This window comes from Streptomyces sp. Ag109_O5-10 (assembly GCF_900105755.1).
GTDB lineage: Bacteria > Actinomycetota > Actinomycetes > Streptomycetales > Streptomycetaceae > Streptomyces.
This window is the reverse complement of sequence record NZ_FNTQ01000002.1, coordinates 48,875-64,049: the sequence shown is the minus strand read 5'-3', so window position 1 is coordinate 64,049 and position 15,175 is coordinate 48,875. Positions and strand designations below refer to the sequence as shown.

12 protein-coding genes are annotated in these 15,175 nt (G+C 68.7%); 5 read left to right on the top strand and 7 right to left on the bottom strand.

Annotated features, from left to right (window positions below; all coding sequences use genetic code 11):
- Positions 1-397 precede the first annotated feature (397 nt).
- Entirely contained in the window at positions 398-2,725 is a 2,328-nt protein-coding gene (locus BLW82_RS42955) for an ATP-binding protein (RefSeq protein ID WP_256216282.1), read from the bottom strand.
- A gap of 679 nt (positions 2,726-3,404) precedes the next feature.
- On the opposite strand from BLW82_RS42955, the gene BLW82_RS42950 reads away from it, so the two are divergent.
- The 3 genes from BLW82_RS42950 to gcvH all read left to right on the top strand — a co-directional run bounded on the left by BLW82_RS42950 (position 3,405) and on the right by gcvH (position 7,036).
- The gene (locus tag BLW82_RS42950) at positions 3,405-3,692 is read left to right on the top strand and encodes a hypothetical protein (RefSeq protein WP_143063764.1); all 288 of its coding nucleotides are present in this window, start codon (positions 3,405-3,407) and stop codon (positions 3,690-3,692) included.
- A gap of 106 nt (positions 3,693-3,798) precedes the next feature.
- Positions 3,799-6,282, top strand: a complete 2,484-nt coding sequence (locus BLW82_RS42945) for a DEAD/DEAH box helicase (RefSeq protein ID WP_256216284.1) — start codon at positions 3,799-3,801, stop codon at positions 6,280-6,282.
- Between the two features lie 349 nt (positions 6,283-6,631).
- Positions 6,632-7,036 carry a glycine cleavage system protein GcvH gene (gene gcvH / locus BLW82_RS42940; protein WP_093508634.1) on the top strand — a complete coding sequence of 135 codons (405 nt, stop codon included), beginning with the start codon at positions 6,632-6,634 and terminating at the stop codon, positions 7,034-7,036.
- A 265-nt stretch (positions 7,037-7,301) separates the two neighbouring features.
- Here gcvH and BLW82_RS42935 read toward each other — a convergent pair whose 3' ends face one another.
- Both BLW82_RS42935 and BLW82_RS42930 read right to left on the bottom strand, forming a co-directional pair.
- Entirely contained in the window at positions 7,302-7,508 is a 207-nt protein-coding gene (locus tag BLW82_RS42935) for a cold-shock protein (protein ID WP_093508633.1), read from the bottom strand.
- A gap of 724 nt (positions 7,509-8,232) precedes the next feature.
- Positions 8,233-8,442, bottom strand: a complete 210-nt coding sequence (locus BLW82_RS42930; protein WP_093508632.1) for a hypothetical protein — start codon at positions 8,440-8,442, stop codon at positions 8,233-8,235.
- 470 nt (positions 8,443-8,912) lie between these two features.
- On the opposite strand from BLW82_RS42930, the gene BLW82_RS46000 reads away from it, so the two are divergent.
- On the top strand, positions 8,913-9,038 hold the full coding sequence (locus BLW82_RS46000; protein WP_256216281.1) for a hypothetical protein: 126 nt from the start codon (positions 8,913-8,915) through the stop codon (positions 9,036-9,038).
- Positions 9,039-10,423: 1,385 nt separating this feature from the next.
- Here BLW82_RS46000 and BLW82_RS42920 read toward each other — a convergent pair.
- From BLW82_RS42920 to BLW82_RS42905, 4 genes are all read right to left on the bottom strand, one after another.
- Complete coding sequence (locus BLW82_RS42920) at positions 10,424-10,687, bottom strand: hypothetical protein (RefSeq protein ID WP_093508630.1); 264 nt, start codon at positions 10,685-10,687, stop codon at positions 10,424-10,426.
- Positions 10,688-11,548: 861 nt separating this feature from the next.
- Positions 11,549-12,664, bottom strand: coding sequence for a hypothetical protein (locus BLW82_RS42915; RefSeq protein WP_093508629.1), 1,116 nt, complete (start codon positions 12,662-12,664; stop codon positions 11,549-11,551).
- A 10-nt stretch (positions 12,665-12,674) separates the two neighbouring features.
- The gene (locus BLW82_RS42910; protein WP_256216280.1) at positions 12,675-13,589 is read right to left on the bottom strand and encodes a helix-turn-helix domain-containing protein; all 915 of its coding nucleotides are present in this window, start codon (positions 13,587-13,589) and stop codon (positions 12,675-12,677) included.
- Positions 13,586-13,819 (bottom strand): hypothetical protein, encoded by a 234-nt coding sequence (locus tag BLW82_RS42905; RefSeq protein ID WP_093508628.1) that lies wholly within the window; start codon positions 13,817-13,819, stop codon positions 13,586-13,588. Before BLW82_RS42905 ends, BLW82_RS42910 begins: the two co-directional genes overlap by 4 nt.
- A 640-nt stretch (positions 13,820-14,459) precedes the next feature.
- Here BLW82_RS42905 and BLW82_RS42900 point away from each other — a divergent pair.
- On the top strand, positions 14,460-15,164 hold the full coding sequence (locus BLW82_RS42900) for an HNH endonuclease family protein (RefSeq protein WP_093508627.1): 705 nt from the start codon (positions 14,460-14,462) through the stop codon (positions 15,162-15,164).
- Positions 15,165-15,175 lie beyond the last annotated feature (11 nt).

The window sequence follows — 15,175 nt, the reverse complement described above, 5'->3', positions numbered from 1 at the left end:
ACGACTACGCCGAAGCCCTGCCCGGTGAGCCGGTTGCCGACTCGTCCGGGCCTTGATCCAGCCGCGGACCCGGTCGGTCTGCCCCAGGCCCTTTGGGGGCGGCAGCCGGGCCCGTGCATCGGACTCGCTCACTGCTCGTCGTGGGGGGCAGGGCGCGCAGCTCCCGCCTGCACACCGAACGCTTCACCATCGCCGTTGGCCAGCTTGGTATCCGGCGTTGAAGACCCCGGCTGCGACCAGGACCGCCACGATGAAGGTCAGAGCGAGGACCGGGCCGACCGGCCACAGCCGTAAGGCGCGCTGCCGGTTCCGGCGTCGAGGCCGATGTGCGCTCATATCCTCTCAGGACACCCAGGGCCCACCGCCGGTTGCGTGCTTCGGAAGCGCAAGCGACCGTTTACGCCCCCGAGTCATTGGGATGCTCTGCCTCCTGACGAGTGAGCCTCTGCTGGGCGAGGGCCCAGGCATTGGTGGGGTCAAGGGCAAGGGCGGCATTCAAGTCGACGAGGGCCAGCTCGTACCGCCCCGCCTGCCGGTGAGCGACCCCCCGTGCAGCGAGGGCCCAGGCGTCGGTGGGGTCGAGGGCAAGGGCGGCATTCAAGTCGACGAGGGCCAGCTCATACCGCCCCGCCTGCCGGTGGACTTCCCCCCGTGTCGTGAGGGCCCAGGCGTCGGTGGGGTCGAGGTCGAGGGCGGCATTCAGGTCGGCGAGGGCCAGCTCGTACCGCCCCGCCTGCCGGTGGGTTTCCCCCCGTGTGTTGAGGGCCCAGGCATTGGTGGGGTCGAGGTCGAGGGCGGCATTCAGGTCGGCGAGGGCCAGCTCGTACCGCCCCGCCTGGTGGTGAGCGACCCCCCGTGCAGCGAGGGCCCAGGCGTCGGTGGGGTCGAGGTCGAGGGCGGCGGTCAGGTCGGCGAGGGCCAGCTCGTACCGCCCCGCCTGGTGGTGAGCGATCCCCCGTACGGCGAGGGCCCAGGCGTCGGTGGGGTCGAGGGCAAGAGCGGCATTCAGGTCGGCGAAGGCCTGCTCGGCGTGGCTGAGCGAGCGGTGGATGTCGCCGCGGTAGGCCAGGGCGTGGCGGTTGTGTGGGTCGGTGGTGATAGCGCGGTTGAGTTCGGTAAGGGCTTCTTCTTCGTGGTTGGTGTGGTAGAGGCGTCGGCCGCGATATGTGTGGGCCCAGGCCCGGGCAGTGGGTGCCAAAGAGCCGTGGGTGAGCAGAGTGGTGAGGCAGGCGAGAGCGGGGTCGTTGCCGGCGGCGGCGTGCCGGAGGCGGTCGGCCCAGGAAAGGAGAGTGGGGTCGGTGGTGTCGCGGGCTGCCTGTTCGAAGGCGTCGATCCACTGCCGCAGGATCGCGGTGCCCTTTTCGGCGGCATGGACGGTCTGTTCCAGTGCCTGTGTGAGGGCGGCAGCGGGGCGACCGCATAACTGGTGATAGGTGACGGCCAGGTGGTGCTGGCGCCACCTGGAATTACCCCACCGCTTGTTCTCGGCAAGATCCTGCTCGGCGTCGGCACGCCATGCAGCGTGGGCATCAGCGAGTCTTTGGTGAGAAACGGTCCAGGACTGGGGGGAGCGGGTGCGCTGCCAGCGCACCATGCTGGCGCGCACGATCGCGTGGTACCGCTTGAAGTCCCCGTGGCCACTGACAAAAGGCTGCCCGCACAGCCATGCCCACAATGCTCGTGCTTCCGGAGGGACGACTGCGCTGAAGATGTCTTCGTTGAGCTGCGTGGCCAGCGCACAGGCCAGTACCGTTTCACGCTGGTGGGGGTCGTTGATCCACTGCACGAACCGTTCGACCACGGTATCCACCGCGTCCGTGCTCTGGTTGATCTGGCCGATAGTCGTGGGCCGGGTGAGCGCGAGCAGTTCCACGTACAGCGGCAGCCCCTTCGACATCTGCCATACCGCCTCCGCCACGTCGGCCTGGCTCACTCCCCGCATGGCGAGCAGTTCCCGTGTCTCGGCCTCGGTGAACGCCTCCAGTGACTCGTCGTTTACTTGCGAACGCAGCGCCCCCCACTGCCGGTCCGCGAGCTTGTCCCGGCCGGCCAGCACGACTATCACGTTGGCCGGGAGCGGCCCGGACTCGTCTTGCAGCACGCCGGGAAGCCAGTCGTCCAGGTAGCGACCGGTCTGCTCCCAGGTATCGAAGAACAGCACCACCCACGGATATACCTCCGACAACTCGCACAGTTCCTCGACGAATGCCCGGCTCACCCCGGCGAGATCGCTGTCCCGGGACCGGCGCCCTCGTCCCGCAGCCCGCAGCCGGTCCAGTTGCTGTGCTGCGGCCTCACGATCCACCAACGAGACCACCGGTCCGGCCCCCGGGATCACCGACGCCGCTGCCAGCCCGGCTTGGGTTGCGATCCGGCTGGACGGCGATGCCCCGCCCTCCACTGGTGCCGGCTCGGTGGCCGCTTCCTGCTCCCGGCGGTACCGCTCGACAGCCTTGTCGAACCCTTTGAGCGGACCCGCCTGCTCAGCCAACTGTCGGGCCAGCTCCGTCAGGGCCTGCAGCACACCGGGAACGTCACTGTCGTCCACGAGCGCGGTCACCGCACCCGCCTGCCGGGCTGCTTCCCGCCACCGCCGCAGCAGAGTCGACTTCCCCACCCCGCCCACCCCGCGCAGATGAAACAAGAATGCGGCAGGGTCCGACAGTGACAGCGGGTCCTTGGCCAGGTTATGCGCGAACCGGGACAACTGCTCCCGCCTGCCCACGAACCACGCCTGTCCACTCCGTCGTATCAGTTCCCCGCGCGACGGCCGCCCGGCATTCGATCTCGGCATGCTCCTGCCCCCACTCCAGTAACGCTTTCCTCGCGATCACACCGGACCCACCAGCGTGACTCCGAACCAGCGCCGCGAGCACTCGCCCATAAGCCTTGAACGTACGGCGAAGGTGCTGAGGACGTAATAGACCTGGTGACGATGGCGGAGTCCATGACGGGCGATCCTGCCGGAGGCCTACAACTTTCCGTCGCCGTCATTGCTATTCCGCGCCCGTGCTTCGCCGGTAGTCAGCGCGCGGGCAGCCGCCAACCCTCCCGTGGGGAGGCCGGGAGGGGCGGCGGGCCCCGCCATCGCAGGAGCGGGACGGCAGGGCCCATCAGGGGCCCTCACCTGGGGGATTGGATCGCGCCCGCCCGCACACCATGCACCACAAACCGGCCACACGGATAGATCCAGGCCGAAAGTATTCGATCTCCCTGGTCGCGGCGCCTAAAGCCCTGCTGCTGTTCGGGGGGAGTTGCTGTACGGACTGGGCGCCGGCCTCTTGCGTGCACGGGAGTGGAGCAGTCGTGGTAAGTCGAGCTGCTTCCTCGAAAGTGCCGCCATAACGACTCTCTGTGAGTCATTATGGGAGTGTCCGTTCCGGTTCCCCGAAAGGCCCGTACTGATGACCACAGACCCTCCGCCCTCCCCCGCGTCCCCGCCAGAGGAGTTGTGGACCGTCTCGGTGGTGGCCGCCTACCTGGGGTTCACGGGAGATTCTGCGACCGCTTCGGCCCGTAAGCAGCTGTCGCGGTGGGGCATCGCCGCCCACAGCCGCGAACCCGGCCGCAGAGGCCAGTCGTTGTACCTCGCGGCGCAGGTCCGCGCGGCGCACGAGGCGCGCCCAGGACGCGGGCGCCACGGGGCCACCAGGACCGAGGGCGGGCGCTTCACGACGTCCACGGACAACTAGAACCCCGCCGGACACCCTGCTGAACATGGCAGGGCGGCCGTCCACTGCCAGGCGCACGGCCGCCCATCCACCCAGTCACCAGAGCTCACAGACCAGGAGGACCCCCATCGTGGCCGTCACGCTCCGCCCGCATCAAGTCGAGGCCGTCGACGCGGTCTTGCGGCACCTCTCCGAACAGCCCGGCCAGGGCATTCCGCCCGAGGGGCTGCGCACGCAGGTCATCGCCGCGACCGGGTCCGGCAAGACGCTGATCGGGGTGGCGGCGGCCGACCGTCTGTCCGCCCGCCGGGTGCTGGTCCTGGTGCCCACTCTGGACCTGCTGTTGCAGATGGCTGCCGCGTGGCGGGCGGGCGGCCGCCGGGGCGCGATGATCGGCGTCTGCTCGCTGCGGGGCGCGGACAGCCAGGGCGTGCCGTGCACGACGGACCCGGACGAGCTGATCGCATGGACGGCGGGGCCGGAGACGGTCACGGTGTTCGCGACGTACGCGTCGGTCGGCATGGGCACCCTCCAGCGTGCGCACGCGGCCGGACTCAGGGTGTGGGACCTCATGGTCGTGGACGAAGCGCACCGGGTGAGCGGTGATGGGCTGAAGCCGTGGGCGGCCGTCCACGACCAGACCCAGGTCCCGGCCGTGCGGCGGCTGTACATGACCGCCACGGCACGCGTGTGGGAAGCCGACGGAGACCGCCCGCGGCTGGTCGCCTCGATGGATGAGGACTCGCCCCTGTTCGGGCCGGTGGCGTACAAACTGAAGCTGTCGGAGGCGATCCGGCTGGGGCTGGTGGCGCCGTACCAGGTGCTGTGCCTGGACATCCGCGACCCCGACCTCTACGCCGCACTCACCACGGAGGCGACCGGCTCCTACGCCGTACGCGGCGCACGACTGGCGGCCGTGCAGACCGGGCTCATGCGCGCGGCCGTCGAGGAGCGCTTCCGGCGCGTGCTCAGCTTCCACAGCCGTGTCGGCGAGGCCGAAGCCATGGCGGCCGCCGTGCCCGGAACCGCGGCCCGGCTTGCCGAGGACGACCCCGAGACGTTCCCGCCGGCACACCAGGTGTGGGCCCAGTGGCTGTACGGCGAGCACGCTCCCGCCCACCGCCGCCAGGTCCTCGAAGAGTTCGCCTCCGACTACCTCGCAGACCCCGGCCCGGACGGCGCGGACGTGCGCGCCGAGCTGCGGGTGCTGTCGTCGGTGCGGGTGCTGGGCGAGGGCGTCGACACCGCCGAGTGCGACGCGGTGCTCTTCGCGGACGCCCGCGGCTCCATGGTGGACATCGTGCAGATGGTCGGACGCGCCCTGCGGATGCGGCCCGGGGTCGGCAAGCTCGCCACCCTGATCGTGCCGGTGTTCCTCGGTCAGGACGAGGACGCCAACGAACTGCTCACCTCCGACGCCTACGGCACCCTCGCGAAGATCCTCGGGGCGTTGCAGGCGCACGACACGGACACGATCGAAGCGCTCGCCGACCCGCGCGTGCGCAACGCCCGCCCGAAGCCGCACGGCGACGACGACCGTGACCAGGACGACGACGCCGAAGAGGACGTCGCGCGGGTCGGTGCGGCGGCGGCCGAGGTGCTTCGGTTCAGCGAGGAACGCGACCCGGCCGCCCTCGCGCAGTTCGTCCGGCTGCGGGTCATCGACCCCGAGAAGGCGTACTGGCGGCGCGGGATCGAGGTGGCCACCCGGTGGCTGCGCGAGACCGGCCACAGCGAACTGCGCGTGCCGTACACGTTCGTCTCGCCGGAGGACTGGGGCGCAGCCGGCGGGCATCCGCTGGGGGTGTGGATCGCGGACCAGCGCCGGTACTACGCGGCCGGGACGCTGGAAGCCGCGCGCGTCGACGAGCTGGAGGCGCTCGGGATGGTGTGGTCGGTGCAGGCGTCCGCGTGGGAGGCCGGCCTCGCCGTGGCCCGCGCGTACGCCGAAGTCCACGGGCACCTGCTCCCGCCGACGGGGGCGGTGTGGGGTGGGGACAACTTTCCCATCGGTACCTGGACGAAGAACGCCCGTGCAGCGGCCCGCAGGACGGCGGAGAACGCCGAACGGCGGGAGGCCGGGGAAACGGGCGTCCCATACGCCGGGGAGCTGTCAGAGAGCCGCATGGAGGCTCTGGCTGAGATCGACCCCGGGTGGTGCCCGGCCTGGGAGATCGGATGGCAGCGGGCCTACAGGCTCACGCTCGCCCATCGGAAGGTGGGCGGCGCTCTCCCGGCCGGGCCGGGTGAACTCATCGTCCAGGGCGAGGACCTCGGCGTCTGGATCGCCGCACAGCGGGCCGGGTGGGAGCGGCTGATGCCCGCGCAGCAGTGGCTCCTGGAATCGGTCGGGATCGAGCCCCCGGCCGAGGGGGAGCCCGTCGCAGGTGCGTCCCGGTCGCATGACGCACGGTGGATCGCGAACCTTGCGGCGGCGCGCCAGTTCCACGCACGCGAAGGGCATCTGTCTGTGCCCCGCAAGGCGGTAGAGATCGTGGACGGCGTCGAGCACAAACTTGGTGCCTGGCTCGACAACGTCCGCAGGAGGGCCGCCAAGCTGAGTCCGCAGCGCCGCGCGGAACTGGACACTCTCGGCATGCGCTGGAACTGACACCGCTGCGGAAACGGCCCGTCCCTGAAAATCGCGGGACGGGCCGTGGTCGTGAAGGGCGGTCGCCTACGCGGCGAAAGGCTCCATGAGGCTTCAGCCGAACGATCGTCCCCATGGGCAATACGTGAGGCCCGGGGACACTGTCCCCTCCACAACCACGCTCTCTGTAACGCAGGCAGACAGCCGGCCATTCCCTGGAGGCAGGCCCCGGCGGGTGGTTCCACCGCGAACGCCGCCAGTCTGGAGACGTGTCCTCTCGCTCAAGCCGCTCGTTCCACCCGAGCGGACATACCCTGTCATTCGGGACAGGTGACGATCTGGATCACCGCAGTGAGCGAATGGAGAGCTGATGATTCCTGAGGACCTCAGGTACAGCCAAGAACACATGTGGGTAACCGGAACTGGTGATCACACTGTCAGGGTGGGCATGACGGATTTCTGCCAGGAGCAGTTGAACGACGTGGTCCTCGTCAACCTTCCAGAAGTCGGCAGGAGGGTGTCTGTCGGGGAGCCGATGGCCGAGGTGGAGTCAACGAAGGCCATGACGGCCATGCTTGCCCCCGTGAGCGGTGAGATCCTTGCGGTGAACGACGTCCTTAACGTCCAGCCCGAGGTAGTTAATTCGGACCCCTTCGGCGAAGGCTGGTTCGTTGAGCTGCGAACGGATGACCCCGCAAGCGTGACGGGACTCCTGGACGCAGCCAGATACGCGGAATTGATCGACTCCTGGACGCAGCCAGATACGCGGAACTGATCAGCGAGGGCGGCGGTCAACGAGGCAGCCGGGGACGTCCCGGAGGCAGCGCCCGCGGTCGGCGGGGCGCCGGCCGCGGCGGATCGTCCCGCTCGACGGAGACCTCCACCCCGTCGGTCGCGATGTCCGCGACCAGCGGGTTCTGGGCGATCACTCGCAAACTACGGTGCTCCGTCACAATTGCCAGGTCAATCTGATCGGTCAGACCAGGTAAGCATGCGCGCCCGCCACTCGCCCGTGGCCAGGAGCCGGGCGCGCGGCCCAGCTAACCGATCGTGACGACCCGGTTCGCCTCCGGCCCCCTGCGCCCCTCGATGACGCCGTACTCGACCCTGGCCCCCTCAGCCAGCACCTTGAAACCGTCGGTCTGGATCGAGGCGTAGTGCACGAACAGGTCCGGGCCCCCGTCGTCCTGCGTGATGAAGCCGTAGCCCTTGTCCGCGTTGAACCACTTCACAGTGCCTGTCGCCATGCCGTCGCCCCTCGAAGGTTGCCGTACGGGGTGTCCCGTCCTCGCCGCAGCCAACCAGATGCCCCAGCGCAACGACGGCATTTTCCCCGTAGTCCAAGATCAAGTGTCGAAGCCCACCGACCGTCATTACCGGCGGATGTGCACAGTGATCTGCACCCCTCCGCCCAGGACCGCCGCTCCAGCAAGTGCAACGGCCAACGGCGTCGGACCGCCGACCGCTGCGACGGTGACGGCCGCGCACAGTGCAAGGGCGGCGATGATGTACGGCGCCCATGCCAGTGCGGCACTCGTGGGCTGGAGTTTCCCTCTGCGATCGGCTGTGTCAAGGTTGGTCACCTTGCTGGGCTCCTTCTCCTTGTACCGGGACGAGCCTGGTGACGCGGCGGGGAGGCACGGCTGTTGCTTGGCCGCTCTGACCGAGCTTCCCCGCCTTTCCAGGTCGTTGAGGTGACAAAAGGTACTGGGCTCAACACACCTTCGCTGCAGGTCAGTTGCCCAGTCAGGCGGCCCAAAGGGGGCTCAGAGGGGACCCGGGGGAACGACCGCTGAAAGTTGGGTTACCTTCTGTTCCGAGGTCTGCTCTCTCCCAGGTCTTGGAGGAAAGCTGCAGGCCAGGGCCTTGCCGCACTGCCTGGTCCGGGGCCGCTTCTGCCTCTGAGCTGGTGATAAGCATCACGAAGCTTTCTGGCGTGTGATGCTCTGTTCGTCCTTTCCCGACGAGGGTTCAGCTCATTGCCCGCGTGGCGCGCTGGCGCAGGGTGGTCGGCAGCAGGTCGCTGGAGTTGGCGAGCATCCCACGGACGGTCAACGGGTGCCAGCGTTCCCCGCCCTTGGGGCGAATGTCCTCGGCTTCCAGGACCGCGCAGATTTCGCGGAGCGACAGTTCTTCCTCGTCGCGGAGCTGTCGGGCGCCGGCGCGGCCACCCTGTTCCACCTCCTCCTCGGTCAGTTCCTTCTTGTGGACCTGCCAGCCGTACGGCGGGGCGCCGTAGGCGTACTGGCCCTACTCTCCCTTGATGCGGCGGCCGCGGCGGAGCTTGGCTACGGTCCGGCTCGTGTGAGGTGCCAACTCGGGACCCCAAAAGAGACAAGTCCCCGGCAGCGACACAGCATTGAGGTGTGCACTGAAATAGGCTGCCCTACCCCCACACGTTCGCAGGTGGACGCAGTGCCCTGCCTAAGGTTGTTAGAGCACGACCAAGACCGCTGCCTTTGATTCTACGGTTGTGACCGGGTCGACATCAAAACTTGCGTGGCCTAGGTCACCCCTACCCTTCGAAAGCAAGGTATTCTGATCCTGCCTCACGGATCCTCCCGAACTGAGTTGCCTTGGCGCCCAGTTCACAGACCTCCGGGACCAGTACAGCGTGGTGCCGGGCCGGAGGAGAAAGTGAGGTGGTACTGATGAGCGCGCCCTATGACAAGCCCAACAGGGACAAGTGGCCCGAGCCGGATAGGTGGCAGGTCCTCCTGGCGGTGGCAAGTCTGCTGGTGGCAATCATCGCGCTGGCGGTGCAGTTCACTCAGTGACGTCACTGAGTCCGCCGCACGACCGGTCGAAATCGGTTCACGGTCCCGCTGCGAACACAGCGAGCCCGGCCGCATGACGCTCGACCGGGCTCGTGAACTGCGTGGAGGGGCCTGGCTCGGATGCCGCCGGGCCGGGTCTCTCTGCGCGACTGGAGCAACCCCCAGTCGACACATAAAACTTTACCACCTTTAAGCCGGATTCAACCTGAACCCGCAGGTCAGAAGGCTGGTTACTCCATCCATGGGCATCCGTAGATGCGTGCGTGGTTGGAAGTCCATACGTCTACAGCACGCCGAGCAGGGCGTTGTCCTCCCACTGGTCGATCACAGTAGTCGGCACGTGACGCGCTGTGGATCCGGCGCATGACCGCAGGTCACCACGGGTGCTGGACCATGGTCGGGGCCGTGGTCGGCGCACCCCAGGACGCGACCCGGGGTGCGACTCAGGATGCGCCCCAGGGCGCGATCTGGTGACCGTTTCGGACCTGGCAGAGGCCCCGAGGTGCAGCCCGACAGGTCAGCTGAGTACGTCCGGTTGATTCGGGTCCGTGCTCTGGCAGACCCGGCACCGGGCTTGTCCCTGAGCGGCCGCCGAAAGCATCACCCGCTGCAAGCCCTGACAGGTCGTACAGCGGACCGTCCAGGGTGCACTGAAGCCGTGGTAGGGCTCGGCGGGACGGTAACCCGCGCCCCGCAGCAGTTGTTTGGCCTGCTCCGGGGAGAGCTGTCTTCCCTCGCCATCGGCGAACTCCGCCTCCAAAACGGCCATAGCCTCCTGGGCTCTCGCCATGTCCAGACGGTGGTTCCGTCGCGCCCGTGTCGCAGCCCGCTCCCAGAGCTGGTGCTGAGGTGAAGGCACTTCGCAGCCGTACAGGAACGCGCGCAGGCCGGCGTTCGAGGCTGGCACCGTGGCGCGGCTAAGAATGCGGTGAAGGGTGGAGGTGGACAGCGGCATGCACTCGTCCTCGTATCGACGCGCCCTCTTGTGCATGAGCCTGATACTGGGACCGCCGTGCTTCGCGTGCAGGGCCACCAGGGCACTACTCAGGTCCGCAACGTTGTGGACCAGGTGGGGAGGCAGACCCTGGGGAAGAGACACGCCTCGCTCCGCTCGCTGCTTTTCGCGGTACGCGGCCTCCCACAATCGATCGACGCGATCGATGTCGAGTCCGCAGGCGTGCGCGTAGGCCCGGGCTACTTCCCGGCGCGGGAGACACTGACCGGATGCTGCGCGCTGCAGCGTCGTGGCGCTGTAGTCGCCAGCCCGGGCGGCGAGTGCCGAGTAGGGGTGGCGGCGCCCCTCTCGCAGGTACCCCGCCAGTTCGACCACTGCGCTCTTCCGGCTACCGAGCGGCTTTTCTGGACGTGCCATAGCGTCGTCCCGTTCAGCGCTGCACGCCGGAGGACAGGAGTGCCCGTGCGGCACGGCCAAGACCGTGCAGGGGGCTGGCGCCAGCCACCGTGACTAGAGCCACCGCGAGCAGTCCGGCGCCGGCCAAAAGTTGCAGGATGTCGATGACCGGCCTTCCGGTCAGGGCGAGGACACCGGCCAGTACGAGAACGGTCATGATGACGGCGGCTTCGCCACCTCCGAGCCGCCTGGGCATGGAAACAGTGCGCACGTCGTGTGCAAGATGAAGATCAGACATGACAGGCTCCTTGTTCGGGACTTCCGGCGGCACATGCAGCACGTCGCCGCCGGAAGCTCCTGGCTCAAGTACTCTTGCGCTCAGCCCAGTTGGCCCTGTTCCGAGCGGACAGCATCCTGTCACCCTCGTGGCACGCTCCGTGCCAATCTGCCGAATAGAGGCTTGTCCGTACCGCCATCTGATACCTGACCCTACCGGCCGGTAAATTCAGCAATCGGGACGGGACATCCTGCATCAACCCCTTGACCAGCCGCACTCCTCCGCAGGGCTCTCCCCTAAACGATCATGATCATTCGTAAAAGCTGAGTTCATCTCGCTTCGTCCCACTCTCCCTTGTCGATCAGCTTGCTTCCTGCGACGATGCGCATCACGCCGACATGTCGGCGTGCTCCCGGGACTGCTCCTGGCTCGACAGGCTGAACAGGGAGATCCGGCAGAATCACGTTGGCCCGTGAACTGCCCAGCGAGAAGCCGGCCCCGCAGCTGCGGGGCCGGCTTCTCGTGTTATTCGGTCAGGTAGAGCGGTACGTGGGTGCGAGCACGAGTGAGTCAGCCGCCCCCCGACCCTTGGCTCTGTTCACGTGAACGTGAGGCGCCTCCCGTTCTCGCGGACACCGACCACAGCCCGGGCCGGGCGCCTCCCGTGCGCATTGTCTTCGGAACTCGTGAACAGAACCAACGCCCGAAAGGCCGCCAACTCACGGCCGCGCGGCAGTTCCACGCGCTGAAAGGCATTTGACCGTGCCCCGGAGACCGTCGACGCTGAGTCCCCGAAGGACCGGACAGGAAGCGGAGGCGTCTTTCCTTGGGATCACCAGCGCGACACCAGCCAGCCGGAGTCCGGCGCCAACTCGAGATCGCTTATAGCGCATGGGGGCGTGGTGCTCCGGCGCCGGCCGATGGCTTGGTGCCGAATCCCGAGGGGGCGGGTGAGAACGGCATTGTGCGTGTCCGTTGCGGGCGAGGGCGGTAGCGGTCCAGGTAGTAGCTGCGGGTGCCATGGGTGTCGGGATCGGGTGTCCGGGCGGCGGTGGCGGTCCTCCCGCACACGGCGACGGCTTCTTTAAAGAAGCTGGAGGCGATTTCTGGTTCGTGGCCGGCAGTGGTGACTTCGACGAGCAGCCGGTCGTGTTCCTGGGCGGTGGTAGGCGGTTGTCCGTCGGTGGTGGGCGGTGCGGGCCGGTTGGGCTGTGCCTGCTCTCCGCCCGGGGTGACGGGGGTCTTGGGGCGGGGGCGGCGTGGGGCGGGGATGCGTGCTGTCTGTGTGCGGGCGGGTGTGGGGGTGGTGGCGGCGATGATGATTTCGAGGTGTTCGGCGAAGTGGGGTCCGGGGACGGGGATTTCGAGGTCGGGGTGGATGTCGTAGCCGATGGCGACGGCGGTGGCGACGAAGTCGATGACGGCGTTCGCGGTCGGTGTGTGGCGGCGGGGGCGGGTGCGGGTGAGGCGGCTGAGGATGCGCAGGACGGTGGGCATGCTGGTGTCGGCGGTCATCATCCGGTAGGCGGGGGCGTCATTGTTGAGGTCGGCGTCGGGGGTGTGGGGGCCGGCCTGGGCCTGCCACAGGGCGGCGGCGTGGATGTCGCCGCGGGCCAGGTGGAGGAGGTAGAGGCAGTAGGAGGGGGCTTCGTCGCCGGCGCCGGCGGCGTACTGCCACCAGAAGCGGGCTCCGTCGTCGGCGCCGGCGAGTTGCAGGGCACAACCGAGGATCCAGGCGGCGCGTGGCTGGGGCAGTTGGTCGGTGAGGAAGTCGGCGAGCTGGTCGGGGGTGCAGTGGGTGAGGACGGCTTCGCACAGGGCGGCCAGGCTCTGGGCGGCGACGTCGTCGGCGACGTCGCCTCCGTCGCCGTCCCACAGGAGCAGGCCGTCGTCGGTGAAGGCGGGGTAGGCGGTGTCGTCGTAGGGGATGACGTCGGCGGGGACCTGGGGGTCGGGCAGCAGTCGGGACTGTGCGAGGAGGTCGTCGATGAGGGTCATGGCGGGGTGGTCACTCCCAGGTGTGGTCGCGGAGGTAGAGGTCGCTCAGGGCCCCTCGGGCGTGGTGGTCCAGGGTGTGGGTCATGGCCGGGCTCAGGCCGACGATGCCGGGCACCGCCGCGGGGCGGATCCCGCACAGGTGGGCCAGGACGATGACGTCCATCTGGTCCTGGGGCAGCCGGGCAACGGCGTCGAAGAAGTGGGCCATCGTGTCGATGTGGGCCGTGCGTTCGGCGAGGTCGGTGATGGCGGCCTGGGCGGCGGTGTAGAAGGCGGCCTGCCTGAGGTCGGGGTGGCCGTCCCGCTGGAGGGCGCGGGCCATGACCCGCGAGCGCAGCATCTGCCAGGCGTGCCGCTTCACGTCCGCGCTGGCGAGTGCCTCGTCCCAGGTCAGCCACAGGAGGTCGAAGGTCTCCCCCACCGCCCGCTGGGCACGGTCCTCGGTCTGCAGGAAGGCTTGTGCGTAGGCGGTGTAGGGCTCGCGCATGGCCTGCGTGAACGCGAGGTGTGCCACCGGGGGCTGCTCGGGTCCCAGCGGCTGCACCGCCTGGATCCGGTTCTCGATCCATCCCTGTTTCTTGGCAGCCTCCCGGGCGGCCGCCGTCCACAGGCGGCGCAGCGGCCACGGCGGTAAGTCCAGTGCCTTGACCACGCTGTAGGTGATCTCCCAGCTCGGGTAGTAGCCCTTGCCACGCAGGAGTTCCGACAGGCGTGTCTTGGAGTAGCCGGACAGGCCCACCAGTTCGTCCAGGGTCAGCCCGCTGGCGACCAGCCGGGAGCGGACGGGCTCCAGCCACGTGCGGTGGGCCGCCCCGACGTCCTCGGCGATCGGCTCCGGCCGGCGCCCGCGACGGCAAGGCGCCTCTGCTCCAGGAGGATCGCTGTCGTCCTGCCCGGGCACCCCGGTCTGTTCAGGTTCGGTCACCGCGGCAGCTCCTCGCTCCCGGCCGGCGCGGCCGGGGACGCAGCCTGCGTATCGGGCCGGACGCCCGGACGGCCAGAGCCGGCCAGGGCGGTGACGATCTGCTGGATGAGAAGTCCGAGTGAGGGCAGCAGCGCGGCGACCGCCGCCAGCTGCCCGAGCGCGACCAGCACCGCGCTCCACGCGAGGACCACGGCCAGGACGGCCACGGTCATCACCTGCCTGCTGTTCATTCGCACCTTCCCTGAAAGGGAATCAAGGGGTCCGGAAAGGAGGTCCCTCCGCAGCGGTGCTGACGCGCCACGGAGGAACTGCGCACAGCATGGTGCGACCGGCACCGGACACTCAACGCGATCATGTGATTACGGAACAATGGCATCCCGGCGCTCGCGCTGCCCGGACGGCCCGTTACTCCATCACAGCCACAAACAGGGCCAAATCGTGTGCGAATGAACGCTTTTGAGGGCGAAACCGTACCCGTCATTGCGGCAGTGCCGGGATGGCGCACCATGGAACACGGACGCCTCCCCCGGCGTCACACCTTCCCGTCCGGAAGGCCGCGCGGCCCCCTTGTGCTGAAGAACGACCGAAGGGGGAACCGCACCGCTTCCGTCCAGCCCCCACACGCTGGACGGAAGCGGCCCCATCCCAGCCCACTCCCCCGGCACCCACCAGTCTTCGCGGGCCCCTGTCCCGCGCGCCTGAGCCGAGAACGACGTACATCGCCCGCCGAGGAGCTCCGGCTGGCCACTCTCCGGCGGTGGGACCGGTCCGCCGGTCGGGTGAACCGGGGACCGATCGCCTCGCGCGGCGTCCTCTCGACGATTACGAAGATCACGACCTGTTCGCGATCTTCGAAACGGAGACCCGTCCGTGCGCCTCGCCCGTACCCGACGCACCCTGATCGCCGCGCTGTTCACGCCCCTCGCCCTGCTCGCTCCCACCACCGCCCACGCCGCCCCCGCGGCCGCCGAGCACCGGCCCGCACGGCACGCGCCCGGCGAGACCATCACCCTGCCGGTCCGCGACGCGCTCGCCGAGCTCACCATCGCGGACGAGTCCCGCGCCGGCTACTCCCGGGACAAGTTCAAGCACTGGACCGACGCGGACAAGGACGGCTGCAACACCCGCGCCGAAGTCCTCCTCGAGGAAGCGGTCACCGCGCCCGAGGTCGGCCCGAAGTGCGCCCTGACCGGAGGCAGCTGGTACTCCGCCTATGACGACCGGTACCTCGACAGCTCAAGCCAGTTGGACGTTGACCACCTCGTTCCACTCGCCGAAAGTTGGGACTCCGGCGCCTCCACCTGGACAGCCAAGGAACGCGAGGCCTACGCCAACGACCTCGACGACCCGAGGGCGCTGATCGCCGTCTCGGCAGCCTCGAACCGGTCCAAGGCCGACAAGGACCCCACCGAATGGCTGCCCCCGTACGCGCCCTACTGGTGCACGTACGTCACCAACTGGGTCGCCGACAAGATGCGTTACCAGCTGAGCGTCGACCCCGCCGAGCACAACGCCCTCGCCGAGCGCCTCGCCGCCTGCCCCGACCAGCCCATCACCGTCACCTACGCCCGCTGAAACGGCTGTCC

What these genes read in the sequence shown, in the direction of transcription:
- BLW82_RS42920 (WP_093508630.1), bottom strand. Translation starts at nt 10,687, where the DNA reads ATGTCTGATCTTCATCTTGCACACGACGTGCGCACTGTTTCCATGCCC.
- BLW82_RS42950 (WP_143063764.1), top strand. Translation starts at nt 3,405, where the DNA reads ATGACCACAGACCCTCCGCCCTCCCCCGCGTCCCCGCCAGAGGAGTTG.
- gcvH (WP_093508634.1), top strand. Translation starts at nt 6,632, where the DNA reads ATGATTCCTGAGGACCTCAGGTACAGCCAAGAACACATGTGGGTAACC.
- BLW82_RS42915 (WP_093508629.1), bottom strand. Translation starts at nt 12,664, where the DNA reads ATGACCCTCATCGACGACCTCCTCGCACAGTCCCGACTGCTGCCCGAC.
- BLW82_RS42905 (WP_093508628.1), bottom strand. Translation starts at nt 13,819, where the DNA reads ATGAACAGCAGGCAGGTGATGACCGTGGCCGTCCTGGCCGTGGTCCTC.
- BLW82_RS46000 (WP_256216281.1), top strand. Translation starts at nt 8,913, where the DNA reads ATGAGCGCGCCCTATGACAAGCCCAACAGGGACAAGTGGCCCGAGCCG.
- BLW82_RS42935 (WP_093508633.1), bottom strand. Translation starts at nt 7,508, where the DNA reads ATGGCGACAGGCACTGTGAAGTGGTTCAACGCGGACAAGGGCTACGGC.